This is a genomic window from Pseudomonas sp. KSR10 (assembly GCF_022355455.1).
Taxonomy (GTDB): Bacteria; Pseudomonadota; Gammaproteobacteria; order Pseudomonadales; family Pseudomonadaceae; genus Stutzerimonas; species Stutzerimonas stutzeri_E.
Map to the genome: position 1 here is coordinate 1 of NZ_JAKOEN010000006.1, position 13,713 is coordinate 13,713.

A 13,713-nucleotide genomic window follows, 5' to 3' on the forward strand; every position below is an offset into this window, starting at 1 on the left:
GGTGCGCATTATAGGCACTCACAAAACCACGTCAACGGTTGTTTTCAGGGATTCGTTAAATTGAACAGCGGTACCCGGAGACGAAGCCCACAGGACGCGATCATGACCTAGCTACAGACTTCATCAATAGAGCAACCTCCAGGCACCTTCTGGCTCGCACGCCAGAAGGTGGCAAAGCCTGCCAGGCGCAGACCGTCCAACAACAGTCGCTTCGAACTCCCGTATATCTGGACCTCGCCCCTAGCAAAACAGCACCGCCTCAGGAGATCCGTATCGAAGCCCGCTCCGATCAAGCATCCACAACGCAGCGTATGGTTTCGCCGGCATCCCTAATTAGCTCGCCTTCACATCAACCTATCGGCTTGTAGTCATGACTGCTGCCGTGCTTCGTTGCGCAGTACGCAGCGAGCCTCCGTTCTAGGTCATCGCTTGCGCATAAATCGCCACAACCTAATCTTTTGGCCGTATCAGCCCCAAAACACTTTTCGCAGATTCGGAGCCTGAACGATGCAAACATCAGGACAACCGGTTGCAGCAGCCCTGCAAAGCCATGCAACGGCATTGGACGTAGCGCTTCAACTAAAGACGACTGTCGTCCGCAACGAGCCGTGACGACTGCTATAAAAGCCGAAGGTTCCGAGCGGAATGCCGCGAAAGGAGTTAACTGCTGCACATATTGGCCATCCGCTTTCGTACTGCGGCAGCGCCATGCCTTTAGTTTGGAACCACTTCACAGTCATCGCGTCGCGTCGCACCTAGGATGCGCACCACTTAAGCGTATACATATACGCAGCAATCCGCGCATGAAGCGCCCTGCAACGCAACCAAGCGGCGTGCAGGAACCAGTTGAGTCATGGAATGACGTTTTCAACCAAGCTGGCTGCTCGTTATATAGAGCTAGCCAACGCGCCTATCACGGCAACCTGTTTCGCAGGCGAAGACGCTCGCTACGCGCCAGAGTACGAGCTGCTTGAGCAGGAGCTAAGCAAAGCTTCCTCTGTTCACGCCGCTGGCGCAATCGATTGGCAAGTCGTTCGTGACGGAAGCGAGCACCTCCTGACCACACAGACCAAGGACCTACGGTTAGCGGCTTGGCTCACCTGGGCGTTATATCAGCTCGATTCATTTGCCGGACTCTACGCAGGTCTCGCCATGGTCAGCTGTCTTTGCCGGGACCACTGGAGCGAAGTCCATCCACTCAAGCCACGCACTCGATCGGCGGCCATCAGTTGGCTCGTCCCACGCTTGGAGCAAGTGCTGGCCGATCACGTGCCGATGGGCGAGCAGCTCCCGTTGTTCGAGCAGATAGCTCTTGAACTACGCCGTGTGGAAGGCTGCCTTGCGAGCCATCTAGGTACCCAAGCCCCACTACTTTTACCGCTGTGTCGTCGTCTCGACGATATGGTCAAACGTGCCGGTAACGCCCAGTCCCAGCCTGGGCCGGTCGGTGTCGCCATTGCTCAGGTTAAGCAGGCCGCCGCTCAGGTCTTTAACGCAGCTGCACCAGTCGAGCACGAGAAGGACGCACACAAGAGCCTGCGTAGCCTGCAAGACCAAGCCCGCCCGCTGTGCAGCTATTGGCTGAAGCAGAAAGCTACCGACCTCAAGCCGCTTCGCCTCGCGCGAACCCTGCTGTGGCTACCGATCGACGGCCTGCCAGAACGCAACGCCGATCAAATCACCGCCCTGCGTGGCGTTCCGGCGGACAAGCGCGCCAGCTACCAAGAACGCTTTTCCCAAGGACTCTACGCCGACCTGCTGGCGGACCTGGAGGCGAGCATCGCACGCGCCCCGTTCTGGCTCGATGGTCAACGGCTGGCCTGGGAATGCTTGAGCGAGCTTGACTCCGAACAGGCGATGCGCGAAGTCGAAATTCAGCTTGCGCTGTTCCTGCAGCGCATGCCGGGTCTCGACGAACTGCGCTTTCATGACGGCACGCCTTTCGCGGACGCCGAGACCCGCGCCTGGATCAGCGCCAGGGTGATGCCCCACCTGCAACAGGCTCAGGCGCCAAGCGAGTCACTCAACAACCAGAGTGGCGTTACGCCCGCCTGGGAAGAAGCCCTTCAGGACGCCCTTCCCCAACTGAAGAAAGACGGTCTCAAGAGCGCCGTGCAACAACTCAAGCATGGCCTCAACCAGGCCCAAGGCGGACGTGAACGCTTCTTCTGGCAACTGACCTTGGCCCGGCTGTGCTTCCAGGCCAAGAAATACGACCTGGCCAAGACCCAGCTCGAAACCCTCGACCAGACGCTGCAGGTCTCCGGCCTCGGCGACTGGGAACCCGATCTCGCCCTCGAGGTGCTGCGTCTGCTGCATAGCTGCTGTGAGCTGCTGCCGCAGAACCACGCCGTGCGTGAAAGCAAGGATGAGATTTACCGCAGGCTGTGCCACCTCGATCTCGAAGTGGTACTCGATTAGGCCCCCGGGCCGTAAACCAAAGGAGAAGACCCATGGCCAAAGAAGGCTCGGTAGCCCCCAAAGAACGCATCAACGTCACCTTCAAGCCCTCGACCGGCGGTGCTCAGGAAGAGCTGGAGCTGCCACTGAAGTTGATGGTGCTCGGTGATTTCACCCAGCGTGCCGATGATCGCAAGATCGAAGACCGCAAGCCGATCGCTATCGACAAGAACAGCTTCGACGAAGTCCTGGCCAAGCAGGAGCTGAACCTCACTTTCTCGGTGCCGAACCGTCTGCAGGACGAGCCCACCGATGAAGAGCTGGCCGTGCAGCTGAACATCAATTCGATGAAGGACTTCAACCCGGCCAACCTGGTTGAGCAGGTTCCAGAACTGAAAAAGCTGATGGAGCTGCGCGACGCGCTGGTCGCCCTCAAAGGCCCGCTGGGCAATGCCCCGGCCTTCCGCAAGGCGATCGAGAGCGTACTGGCCGACGACGTCTCGCGCGACCGCATACTCGGTGAGCTGGGCCTCGCCGCCAAAGAACAACTGGACGCCTGATTACTCCGACAAGGAACGCCAACACCATGAGCACTAGCGCAGCAGCCGTCGAAAGCGGCAAGAACCTCGCCGAACTCGGCATCCTCGACCGCATCATCGCCGAAACCAAACTGACCCCGGACGACGAGGCCTACGATATCGCCAAGCGCGGCGTATCGGCCTTCATCGAAGAACTCCTCAAGCCACAGAACGAGCACGAGCCCGTCAAAAAAGCCATGGTCGACCGCATGATCGCGGAAATCGACGCCAAGCTCAGCCGTCAGATGGACGAGATCCTCCACCACCAGCAGTTCCAGGCGCTGGAATCCTCCTGGCGCGGCCTCAAGCTGCTGGTCGATCGCACCAACTTCCGCGAGAACATCAAGCTCGAAGTCCTCAACGCATCCAAGCAGGACCTGCTCGACGATTTCGAAGACAGCCCGGAAGTCGTCCAGTCCGGTCTGTACAAGCACATCTACACCGCTGAATACGGCCAGTTCGGCGGCCAGCCGGTCGGCGCCCTGATCGCCAACTACTTCTTCGACCCGAGCGCACCTGACATCAAGACCATGCAGTACGTCGCCTCGGTCGCCAGCATGTCCCACGCGCCGTTCATTGCCGCGGCAGGCCCGAAGTTCTTCGGCCTGGAAAGCTTCACTGGTCTGCCGGACCTCAAGGATCTGAAGGATCACTTCGAAGGCCCGCAGTTCGCCAAATGGCAGAGCTTCCGCCAGCAGGAAGATGCCCGTTACGTCGGCCTGACTGTCCCGCGCTTCCTGCTGCGTAATCCCTACGATCCGGAAGACAACCCGGTCAAATCCTTCGTGTACAAGGAAAACGTTGCCAACAGCCACGAGCATTACCTGTGGGGCAACACCGCCTACACCTTCGCCAGCCGTCTTACCGACAGCTTCGCCAAGTTCCGCTGGTGCCCGAACATCATCGGCCCACAGAGCGGTGGCGCGGTGGAAGACCTTCCCCTGCACCACTTCGAGAGCATGGGCGAGATCGAAACCAAGATCCCCACCGAGGTACTGGTTTCCGACCGTCGCGAGTACGAACTGGCCGAGGAAGGCTTTATCGCCCTGACCATGCGCAAGGGCAGCGACAACGCCGCGTTCTTCTCGGCCAACTCCACGCAAAAGCCGAAATTCTTCGGCAACAGTGAAGAAGGCAAGAACGCTGAGCTGAACTACAAGCTCGGCACTCAGCTGCCATACCTGTTCATCGTCAACCGCCTCGCGCATTACCTCAAGGTGCTGCAGCGCGAGCAGATCGGTGCCTGGAAAGAGCGTACTGACCTGGAGCTGGAACTGAACAAGTGGATTCGCCAGTACGTGGCCGACCAGGAGAACCCAAGCTCCGAAGTCCGTAGCCGCCGTCCGCTGCGCGCCGCGCAAGTCGTGGTCAGCGATGTCGACGGTGAGCCGGGCTGGTACCGCGTCAGCCTGAACGTGCGTCCGCACTTCAAGTACATGGGTGCCGATTTCACCCTGTCGCTGGTTGGCAAGCTGGACAAGGAATAAGCATCCATGGCCTACGGCAGCCTTTTCGAACGCCTCGTTGGTGACGCCGACAAGCGCGTCGGCTGGAGTCGCGAAGTCGCGGCAATGGCTTCGGTGGCTGCCCATCTGGCCAAAATGCTCAGCACCCGGGCGGGCAGCGTGCAAACGTTGCCCGACTACGGGTTGCCCGATTTGAACGATATGCGCCTGTCGCTGCACGACTCGCTGCAGCAGGCGCGTATCGCCATCGAACGCTTTATCGAAGCGTACGAGCCCCGCTTGAGCCAGGTCCGGGTGATATCCCTGCCCCGCGACCACGATCCACTGAGCCTGTCGTTCGCCATCGAAGGCCTGCTGGAAGTCGACGGTTTCAAGCGTCATGTGAGTTTTTCCGCGAGCCTGGATGGCAGCGGACAAGTCAAGGTCCACTAAGGAGAGCCTGATGTCCGGTAAACCCGCAGCCCGCCTGGGCGACCCCACCGATTGCCCGAAAAAGGGCCACGGCACCAACCCGATCGCGGCGGGCTCTCCCGACGTCCTGTTCGACGGCATGCCCGCCGCCCGCATCGGCGACCCGACCTCCTGTGGCAGCGCGCTCGCCAGTGCGGTCATCCCAACAGTGCTGATCAATGGCAAACCGGCGACCACAGTGGGCACAGTTGGTAGTCATGGCAATACGGTTGTGGCGGGTTCGGGGACGGTGATAATTGGGGCGAGTGGGGGCGGCGCGGCGTTTAGCGCGCCTTCTGCCATGCCCGCGACCGCAGTAGCGGCAGTTGCGACATCCAAAGCTTCGGCTTCGGCTGAAACTTCGACTACGGCAACAGCAGCAACGGCGGTGGGAACGGCCTTGGTCGGCGCCTTGGTCCCAGCGGCGCAAGCGGCGGAGACAACAACCGAAGAGCTGGACTACCGACTCAGTCTGAAACGCAGCGGTAATCGCATCCTGACGCCTCTACAAATTCCTGATTTCAAGGAATTGAAAGATGGCTCAACGGAGAACAGCGAAACCATCGATTTTCTGGTGACCAATCGCAAGCAACCTCCGGATAGCCTGACGCTTGAAGTGCTCGATGGCAGCACCCTGTTATATGCAGAACCCGACACCGCCACACTGCTGCCCGCTGGCGAGCATATTTGGCAATGGGACGGTTACAACCAGGCTGGAGTGCTCGATACCAAGGTGCTAAAGAGCCCCAACCTGAAGGTGCGTTTGACGGCAGTAAAGGGTGGTCAGCAACAGATCGAAGAACTCGCGCTCAGCAACGACGCCGAAGAGATCGAGTGGGTCGATGCTCGAATCGATCGCTTGGCCCAGTTGGTTGAAATTACCCTGCGGCCAAGTTTTTCCGATGGAGGCGTATCGGGAAAGGACGACAACCTGACGGCAAAAACCTTCACCGAGTTGCAGGCCATGGCCAAGGCGGGTATCGAACGTTACTGGTCGCGCGACGGCAGTCGCGCGCAAGGCGTAGGCGCACCTATCCAGACGGCAAAAGGTGTTTACAAGGTTAAGGTGGTGGCTGATGTGAATACCGAACCAAGCGCCAAGACTTTCCCGCTGATTTCCTCACTGAGCGCCGATTTTGGTCGCTCAACCAGTTTTGCCATGTTCAAGAAAATCTATCACAACCAGGGTTTTTGGAGCGCCGCCAATTATCCCGCGGGCTTCGCAGATGGCGATTTCGAACACACTGCCGCTCACGAAGTAGGTCACTTGATTCTCAACGAGTACGGCGATGGTGGACTGGTTCCTGAGTACTCTTGGAGTCACAAAGAAACCTCTACCGTCCTAACCCAATCCCCGGTAGCTAAGCACCCGGTTCCGGGCAGTGGTGAAGTAGACGTGATGCACTATCACTCAGATTCTCCGAGGGGCCCGCGAGGCTATCAGGATTACTGGAACCGCGCAGTCGCCTCGGAACAAGATGTCAAAGGCCTGCTTTGGCTATCACGGGTGCAATTCGATGACTAAGCACCTCGTCCTGCTTTCCCTGTTCGTTCTTGGAGGTTGCACAGCGCAATCGAAAACGGTGTTTATCGCCGACCTGGAAAATTTCTGCAGCTATCCGGTCGATATCACCGCTTATGAATATTCCAACGCCAAAGAGCCGTTCGTATTGAACAAGCGCGTCGCGGTTGGCGAAGTCATCGAAGTGCTGTCCTACATATCCTTCGATGATGAGTTGGAAAATAGCGTTCCTGATACCTATCGCCTCGATATCACCGCGAATGGCAATTCGCTTTCGCTCGACAAAACAGGGTTTCTTGCGCAGCTCGGAGGCTCGCATTACGAACGCAGAGGCAACTCCATACACGCCTGGAAAGTTCGTGACACCGCCCTGTGTCCATGACCCTACGCCCAAGGAAGAGCGCTTCGAATGTCTTTTAACCATTACTACCAGAGCGAACTCACCGCCCTGCGCCAACTAGGCAAACGCTTTGCCGAGCGCAGCCCGGCGTTGGCGCCGTTTCTCGGGCAGAGCGGGCGCGACCCGGATGTCGAGCGGCTGCTGGAAGGCTTCGCCTTTCTGACCGGGCGTTTGCGCCAGAAGCTCGATGACGAGCTGCCGGAGCTGACCCACTCGCTGATGCACCTCTTGTGGCCGAACTACATGCGCCCGCTGCCGGCGTTCAGCATGTTGCAATTCGATCCGGTCAAGCGGCCGGGCCCTGCATTGATGGTGCCGCGCAACACACCGGTCGAATCCAAACCGATCCAGGGTGTGACCTGCCGCTTTCGCACCGCCTACGCCACCGAGGTGCTGCCATTGGGCCTCGAAGGGCTGGACTACTCGGTAAAAGGCGGTGGCGCGTTGCTGAGTCTGCGTCTGCAGATGACGGCCGATGGGCATCTGGGTGAGTTGAACCTAAAGCAGCTGCGCTTGCACCTGGCCGGCGAGCGCTACATCAGCCAAATGCTCTATCTCAGCCTGCTGCGCAATGTCGCTGGCGTGCAGCTGGTCGCGCTGGATGCCAATGGCAAACCCTTCACTGACGGTTTCGGCGTTGCGCTGCCCGCACTCCATATCGATCCGTCGAAGCTGCAGCCGGTGGGATTTGCCGAAGACCAGGCGCTGATCCCTTACCCGCTCAATACTTTCCGGGGCTATCGCTACCTGCAGGAATACTTCGCCTTTCAAGAGAAATTCCTGTTCGTCGACCTTCAGGGTCTCGACGCGCTCAAGCGTCTGCCGCAGGAAGTCCTGGAGCAGGCTCGTGGCTTCGAGCTGCGCTTCGACATTCACAAGGCGGGTGTGCAGCGCATCCGCCCGACGCTGGATAACGTGCGCTTGTACTGCACGCCGGTGGTCAACCTGTTCCAGCACGACGCCATCCCGATTCGCCTCGACGGCAAGCAGGACCAGTACCTGCTGCTGCCGGCCGAGTACGACACGCAGCATTGCGGGGTGTTCTCGGTGGACCGCGTCACCGGCTGGAAACCGGGCGGCATGGGTTACGAGGAGTACGTGCCTTTCGAATCCTTTGAGCACGACCCCAGTTTCGACGTGCCGGTGGCGCGCCCGCACTACAGCGTGCGCCAGCAACCCTCGATGCTTGGAGACGGCCTTGAGACTTACCTCAGCTTTGGCCTGCGCAACCTCGACCAGCACGAGACGCTGTCCATCGAGCTGACCTGTACCAACCAGAACCTGCCGCGCCAGCTGCGCCTGGGCGATATTTGTCTGCCCAGCGAAGACACGCCGGAGTTCCTGACCTTTCGCAACATCAGCGCCGTGACGCCGAGCTACGCGCCGCCGCTGCACCGTGACTTCCTCTGGAAGTTGATCAGCAACATGTCGCTCAACTACCTGTCGCTGGCCAACGTCGAGGCGCTCAAGGTCATCCTCGAAACCTACGACCTGCCGCGCTACTACGACCAGCACGCCGAGAAGGTCAGCAAGCGCCTTCTCGGCGGCCTAAAGCAGATCGGGCACCAGCACGTGGACCGCCTGCACCGGGGCCTGCCGGTGCGCGGCGTCCGTACGGAGCTGGTGATGGACCCCGAGGGTTATCTGGGCGAGGGGGATCTGTTCCTCTTTGCTTCGGTACTCAATGAATTCTTTGCGCTGTACGCCAGCCTCAATTCGTATCACGAGCTGCGCGTCAGGAGCACACAGGGAGAGGTGTACCAATGGGCGCCACGTATGGGGCAGCAGCCCCTGCTTTGAACCGGATTAGCCGGGGCATCCGCGAGTACAGCCTGTTCCAGGGTGTGCTACTGGTGATGGACCGTCTCAAAGCCGCGCATCCTGAGCTGGATGAAGAGTCGCTCTACGAGCACCTCGAGTTTCAGGCCAACCCGAGCCTGGGCTTTCCCGGCAGCGACGTCGATCACGTCGAGTTCTTTCAGGAACACGGCGAATTGCGCGCGCGGCTGCGCATCAACTTGATCAGCCTGTTTGGTGCCGGATCGCCCCTGCCCGCCTTCTACGGCGAGCAGGCTCTGGGCGACAACGCTGAGGGGAACCCGACGCGCGAGTTTCTCGACCTGTTCAACAACCGCTTGCAGCGCCTGATGCTGCCGATCTGGCAGAAATACCGCTACCGAGCCCGCTTCACCAGCGGCGCACGCGATCCGCTCTCCGAGCAGCTGTTTGCCCTGATCGGGCTCGGAGGCGAGCAGATCCGCGCCGCTTCCGAGCTCAACTGGAAGCGCCTGCTTCCGTATCTGGGTCTGCTAAGCCTGCGCGCGCACTCGGCCGCCTTGATCGAGTCGGTACTGCGCTACTACTTCAAGCACGCCGACTTGCGCATCGAGCAGTGTCTGGAGCGTCAGGTCGAAATTCTCGCTGAGCAACAGAATCGCCTTGGCCGCGCCAACAGCCAGCTCGGCGAGAGTCTGGTTCTTGGCGAACGGGTACGCGATCGCGGCGGCAAATTTCGTATCCACATCCGCCAGCTGAGCTGGGACCGGTTCCACGAATTCCTGCCCGTGGGCAACGGCTATCAGCCGCTGTGCGCCCTGGTGCGCTTCACCCTGCGCGATCCGCTCGACTACGACATTCGCCTGGAGCTGCGTCGCGACGAAATCCGCGAAATGCGCATCGGCGCCGAAAACCCCTGCCGCCTCGGCTGGACCAGTTGGCTCGGTAGCGAACGCGCCGACGGCATGGTCACCCTGGGCAGCCAGACTCATTAAGGACGATGAAATGATCAACGTAGACCTACAACAACTGGTCCAGGCACTCGATGCCGAGACCAAGCGCGACCTCGAAGCTGCAGCCGAACGCTGTGTGGTGCGTGGCGGCAGCAAGATCCTCGTCGAAGACCTGCTGCTGGGCCTGCTGGAGCGGCCCGAAGGCTTGCTTATGCGAGCCCTGCAGGACACCGATGTCGACGCGGGAGCCCTCGCCCAGGCGCTGCAGCCACGCGGCGAGCACAGCGAATCACGCAATCCGGTGTTCTCCGCCGAACTGGTGCAATGGCTGCAGGATGCCTTGCTGGTAGGCAACCTAGAACTCGGTCAGAGCCAGATCGACCAGGCCGCACTGATCCTGGCGCTGTTGCGCAACCCGATGCGCTATGCCGGTAGCCATTACCAGCCGCTGCTGGCTCGTCTGAACGCCGAACGCCTGCGCGACTTCGCGCTGGCCCAGCAGCCGGTTTCCGCACCGGGCAAGGCAACGCCAGCAGGCGAGTCCAACCTGTCGCGCTTCACGCACAACTTCACTCAGCAGGCCCGGGACGGCAAACTCGACCCGGTGCTATGCCGCGACGCTGCCATCCGCCAGATGATCGACATCCTCGCGCGCCGTCGCAAAAGCAACCCGATCGTGGTTGGCGAAGCCGGCGTGGGCAAGACAGCCATCGTCGAGGGCCTTGCCTTGCGCATCGCCAATGGCGAAGTGCCCGAAGCGCTCAAGGGCGTCGAGCTGCTGTGCCTGGACCTCGGTTTGCTGCAGGCCGGCGCCAGCGTCAAAGGGGAGTTCGAACGTCGCTTGCAGGGCGTGATCGACGAAGTCAAAGCCTCACCCAAGCCGATCATCCTGTTCATCGATGAAGCCCACACTCTGATCGGCGCTGGCGGCCAGGCCGGCAGTGGCGACGCCGCCAACCTGCTCAAGCCGGCGCTGGCGCGTGGCGAATTGCGAACCATCGCCGCCACCACCTGGAGCGAGTACAAGAAGTACTTCGAGAAGGACCCTGCCCTTGCCCGCCGTTTTCAACCGGTGCAACTGCTCGAACCCACCGTCGACGAAGCGGTGACTATTCTGCGCGGCCTCGCACCGGTGTACGAAAAGAGCCACGGCATTTACCTGCGCGACGACGCCGTCGTGGCCACTGCCGAGTTGTCAGCCCGCTACCTCGCCGGGCGCCAGCTGCCGGACAAGGCCGTGGACGTACTCGACACTGCCTGCGCCCGGGTACGCATCAGTCTCGCCGCGGCCCCTGAAGCGCTGGAACGCCTGCGCGGTGAAATCGCCGAGGGCGAGCGCCAGGGCCTCGCGCTGCGCCGAGACCTCGATGCAGGCCTGCACATCGACACCGAAGTATTGGATGCTCTCGAGACCCGCTTGGCGGCTGCCTGTGCCGAACTGGAGCAGCTGGAAACACGCTGGTCCACGCAACGCACACTGGCCGAACGCCTGCTAGAGCGTCGCCAGCAATGTGCTGCCGCACGCCTGGCCCCAGCTACCGAGTCCGACAATCAAGCGCACCCGGACCTCGAGCAGCTTGAAGCCGAACTGCGTGGTCTTCAGGTCGAACTCGCCAGCGCCCAGTCCGCCGAGCGCCTGGTGAGTTTCGAGGTGTGCCCTCGCCTGGTGGCGGAAGTCATCAGCCACTGGACCGGCGTGCCGCTTTCTCAGCTCGCCCGTGAACACAACAGCAAGGTGCTCAGCTTCGCGAACGATCTCCGCCAGCGCGTACGGGGCCAGGAGCAAGCGATCGATGCGCTCGACCGTTCGATGCGTGCCACCGCGGCCGGGCTGAACAAGCCCGACGCGCCTGTTGGCGTTTTCCTGCTGGTCGGCCCAAGCGGCGTTGGCAAGACCGAAACCGCGCTGGCCCTGGCGGATCTGCTCTATGGCGGCGAGCGTTTCCTCACCACCATCAACATGTCCGAGTTTCAGGAAAAGCACACCGTGTCCCGCCTGATCGGCGCGCCACCGGGCTACGTAGGTTACGGCGAAGGGGGCATGCTGACCGAAGCCGTTCGGCAGAAGCCGTACTCGGTGGTCCTGCTCGATGAAGTCGAAAAGGCCGATCCGGACGTGATGAATGTCTTCTATCAGATCTTCGACAAGGGCGTGGCCAACGACGGCGAAGGGCGCGAGATCAACTTCCGCAACACCCTGATCCTGATGACCAGCAATCTCGCCAGCGACCGTATCGCCAGCCTCTGCCAGGGCGGCCAGCGCCCGGCAACCGAGGACTTGGAGCTGGCCATCCGCCCGGCGCTGACCCAGCACTTCAAGCCTGCGCTGCTCGCGCGCATGCGTGTAGTGCCTTATTACCCGATCCAGGGGGAAGTGCTCAACGAACTGGTGGTGCTCAAACTGTTGCGCTTCGGCGAGCGCCTGGCGCGGCGTCAGTTGCAATTCAGCCACTGCGAAGCACTGATCGAGAACCTGGCCGAGCGCTGCACTCACAGCGACAGCGGTGCGCGTCTGATCGACCATCTGATCGACCAGCACTTGCAGCCGCAGGTCGTCGATCGCCTGCTAGGCGCCATGGCGGGTGGCAAGACATTGCAACGCGTGCACGCAACCCTCGACGGCAACGGGGCGGTGGTTTGTGAGTTCGCTTAAGGTCCCGTCAATGCTTACCGAGCATTCCTCGTTTGCCAGCGCGTTACTGGATCGCTTCGCCGATTTAGCCTGGACGACTGATACAAGCGGCTGGTTGGACGGGCTGATACAGATGGCGGCGCAACTGGCTAGCTGCCCGCTCGCTCAGCTTTACCTGCTGGATGCGACCCACACACGCCTGACCTTATCGGCCGAGTGGTTCGATGGCTCGCGGCGGCACGAGACGGCGAGCCTGCCCAGCGACTACCGGGACGAACAACTGCTGCAATATTGCCTCAGCCAGAATCGCCAGCTGAGCATTGTCTCACTGGACGCCAGCCTGCATCAGACCGGCTTCCTTCCCGAGTCGCCGCGACCCTGGCGCAGCCTGCTGTGCCTGCCGCTGGAGGATGCAGAAGGTCATGCGGTCGGACTGATGGTAGCGGCCAGTACAGCCAGTCAGGATCTGACCACCGCAGCCGCAACCTTGAGCAACCTTGGCCGTTTCGCCCTCGGCCAGACCCACCTGCTCAACAAACTGCGCGGCGCAGCGCAACCTGCAACGGCGGAAATCGCCACACCGCGCCCTTGCGCAAGCGGGTACGGGCTGATTGGCGACAGCACTCGTATGCGGATCGTCTACGGGCTGATCGGCAAAGTCCTGCACAACCCGGTGAGTGTCCTGCTGACGGGTGAAACCGGCACCGGCAAGGAGCTTGTTGCCCGCGCAATTCACGAGTGCGGCTCGCGGCGCAGCCAGGCGTTCATCGTGCAGAACTGCGCGGCACTGCCAGAACATCTGCTGGAAAGCGAGCTGTTCGGCTACCGCAAGGGCGCTTTTACCGGCGCCGAGCGCGACCACGAAGGTCTGTTCGATGCGGCCAACGGCGGCACGCTGTTTCTCGACGAGATCGGCGACATGCCGCTGACCTTGCAGGCCAAGCTGCTACGCGTCCTGCAAGAAGGCGAGGTGCGGCCACTGGGCAGTGCCCGCACGCACCACGTCGATGTCCGGATTGTCACCGCCACTCATCAAGATCTGCGCAAGCGCGTCGAGGAAGGTCGATTTCGTGAAGATCTGTACTACCGGCTTTCCATTTTCCCGATCGAGCTGCCGCCCCTACGCGAGCGCGGTCAGGACATCCTGCGCTTGGCCCGGCATTTCGCTGACAACGCCTGTGGCTTCCTGCAACGTGATGCCGTGCGCTGGTCCGATGCCGCACTGGAACAGCTCGCCAGCTATGGCTTCCCGGGCAACGTGCGGGAACTGAAGGGGTTGGTCGAACGTGCCGTGCTGCTGTGTGAATCCGGTGAATTGCTGCCGGCGCATTTCAACCTGCACAGTCTCGACGACGAACTCGACAGCACGATGAATCTTCGCGAGCGACTCGATCGGGTCGAACGCAACCTGCTGATCGACTGCCTGCGCAAGAATGGCGGCAATCAGAGCCAGGCGGCGCGCGAACTGGGATTGCCTCGCCGTACGCTGCTCTATCGCATGGATCGGCTGAGCATCAGCCCCGCAGACCTCTAAGG

Annotated in this window: 10 protein-coding genes; all 10 read left to right on the top strand. The window is 61.1% G+C overall.

Features of this window, described 5'->3' with window-relative positions; translation table 11 throughout:
- Nucleotides 1-858: 858 nt before the first annotated feature.
- Genes tssA through MCB86_RS02425 form a run of 10 tightly spaced genes read left to right on the top strand, consistent with a single transcriptional unit; the run spans nucleotide 859 to nucleotide 13,711 of the window.
- Nucleotides 859-2,421 carry a type VI secretion system protein TssA gene (gene tssA, locus MCB86_RS02380; RefSeq protein ID WP_239609555.1) on the top strand — a complete coding sequence of 521 codons (1,563 nt, stop codon included), beginning with the start codon at nucleotides 859-861 and terminating at the stop codon, nucleotides 2,419-2,421.
- A gap of 32 nt (nucleotides 2,422-2,453) precedes the next feature.
- Nucleotides 2,454-2,960 carry a type VI secretion system contractile sheath small subunit gene (tssB, locus tag MCB86_RS02385; protein ID WP_045160066.1) on the top strand — a complete coding sequence of 169 codons (507 nt, stop codon included), beginning with the start codon at nucleotides 2,454-2,456 and terminating at the stop codon, nucleotides 2,958-2,960.
- Between the two features lie 26 nt (nucleotides 2,961-2,986).
- Nucleotides 2,987-4,465: a type VI secretion system contractile sheath large subunit gene (gene tssC, locus MCB86_RS02390; protein ID WP_045160065.1), complete on the top strand. Its 1,479-nt coding sequence runs from the start codon at nucleotides 2,987-2,989 to the stop codon at nucleotides 4,463-4,465.
- Nucleotides 4,466-4,471: 6 nt separating this feature from the next.
- The gene (gene tssE / locus MCB86_RS02395) at nucleotides 4,472-4,876 is read left to right on the top strand and encodes a type VI secretion system baseplate subunit TssE (RefSeq protein WP_239609557.1); all 405 of its coding nucleotides are present in this window, start codon (nucleotides 4,472-4,474) and stop codon (nucleotides 4,874-4,876) included.
- 10 nt (nucleotides 4,877-4,886) lie between these two features.
- On the top strand, nucleotides 4,887-6,419 hold the full coding sequence (locus MCB86_RS02400; RefSeq protein WP_239609560.1) for a PAAR domain-containing protein: 1,533 nt from the start codon (nucleotides 4,887-4,889) through the stop codon (nucleotides 6,417-6,419).
- Nucleotides 6,412-6,798 (top strand): hypothetical protein, encoded by a 387-nt coding sequence (locus tag MCB86_RS02405; RefSeq protein WP_239609561.1) that lies wholly within the window; start codon nucleotides 6,412-6,414, stop codon nucleotides 6,796-6,798. Before MCB86_RS02400 ends, MCB86_RS02405 begins: the two co-directional genes overlap by 8 nt.
- Before the next feature lie 27 nt (nucleotides 6,799-6,825).
- Nucleotides 6,826-8,616 carry a type VI secretion system baseplate subunit TssF gene (tssF, locus tag MCB86_RS02410; RefSeq protein WP_239609562.1) on the top strand — a complete coding sequence of 597 codons (1,791 nt, stop codon included), beginning with the start codon at nucleotides 6,826-6,828 and terminating at the stop codon, nucleotides 8,614-8,616.
- Entirely contained in the window at nucleotides 8,580-9,587 is a 1,008-nt protein-coding gene (gene tssG / locus MCB86_RS02415; RefSeq protein ID WP_239609565.1) for a type VI secretion system baseplate subunit TssG, read from the top strand. The genes tssF and tssG overlap by 37 nt, the downstream gene beginning before the upstream one ends.
- A 10-nt stretch (nucleotides 9,588-9,597) precedes the next feature.
- Nucleotides 9,598-12,198 carry a type VI secretion system ATPase TssH gene (gene tssH, locus MCB86_RS02420; protein WP_239609567.1) on the top strand — a complete coding sequence of 867 codons (2,601 nt, stop codon included), beginning with the start codon at nucleotides 9,598-9,600 and terminating at the stop codon, nucleotides 12,196-12,198.
- Nucleotides 12,199-12,208: 10 nt separating this feature from the next.
- Nucleotides 12,209-13,711 (top strand): sigma 54-interacting transcriptional regulator, encoded by a 1,503-nt coding sequence (locus tag MCB86_RS02425; RefSeq protein WP_239609569.1) that lies wholly within the window; start codon nucleotides 12,209-12,211, stop codon nucleotides 13,709-13,711.
- Nucleotides 13,712-13,713: the final 2 nt, after the last annotated feature.

Excerpts from the sequence above, each read along its gene's own strand:
- tssG (WP_239609565.1), top strand. The coding sequence starts at position 8,580 with ATGGGCGCCACGTATGGGGCAGCAGCCCCTGCTTTGAACCGGATTAGC.
- MCB86_RS02425 (WP_239609569.1), top strand. The coding sequence starts at position 12,209 with ATGCTTACCGAGCATTCCTCGTTTGCCAGCGCGTTACTGGATCGCTTC.
- tssH (WP_239609567.1), top strand. The coding sequence starts at position 9,598 with ATGATCAACGTAGACCTACAACAACTGGTCCAGGCACTCGATGCCGAG.
- MCB86_RS02405 (WP_239609561.1), top strand. The coding sequence starts at position 6,412 with ATGACTAAGCACCTCGTCCTGCTTTCCCTGTTCGTTCTTGGAGGTTGC.
- MCB86_RS02400 (WP_239609560.1), top strand. The coding sequence starts at position 4,887 with ATGTCCGGTAAACCCGCAGCCCGCCTGGGCGACCCCACCGATTGCCCG.
- tssB (WP_045160066.1), top strand. The coding sequence starts at position 2,454 with ATGGCCAAAGAAGGCTCGGTAGCCCCCAAAGAACGCATCAACGTCACC.
- tssA (WP_239609555.1), top strand. The coding sequence starts at position 859 with ATGACGTTTTCAACCAAGCTGGCTGCTCGTTATATAGAGCTAGCCAAC.
- tssE (WP_239609557.1), top strand. The coding sequence starts at position 4,472 with ATGGCCTACGGCAGCCTTTTCGAACGCCTCGTTGGTGACGCCGACAAG.
- tssC (WP_045160065.1), top strand. The coding sequence starts at position 2,987 with ATGAGCACTAGCGCAGCAGCCGTCGAAAGCGGCAAGAACCTCGCCGAA.
- tssF (WP_239609562.1), top strand. The coding sequence starts at position 6,826 with ATGTCTTTTAACCATTACTACCAGAGCGAACTCACCGCCCTGCGCCAA.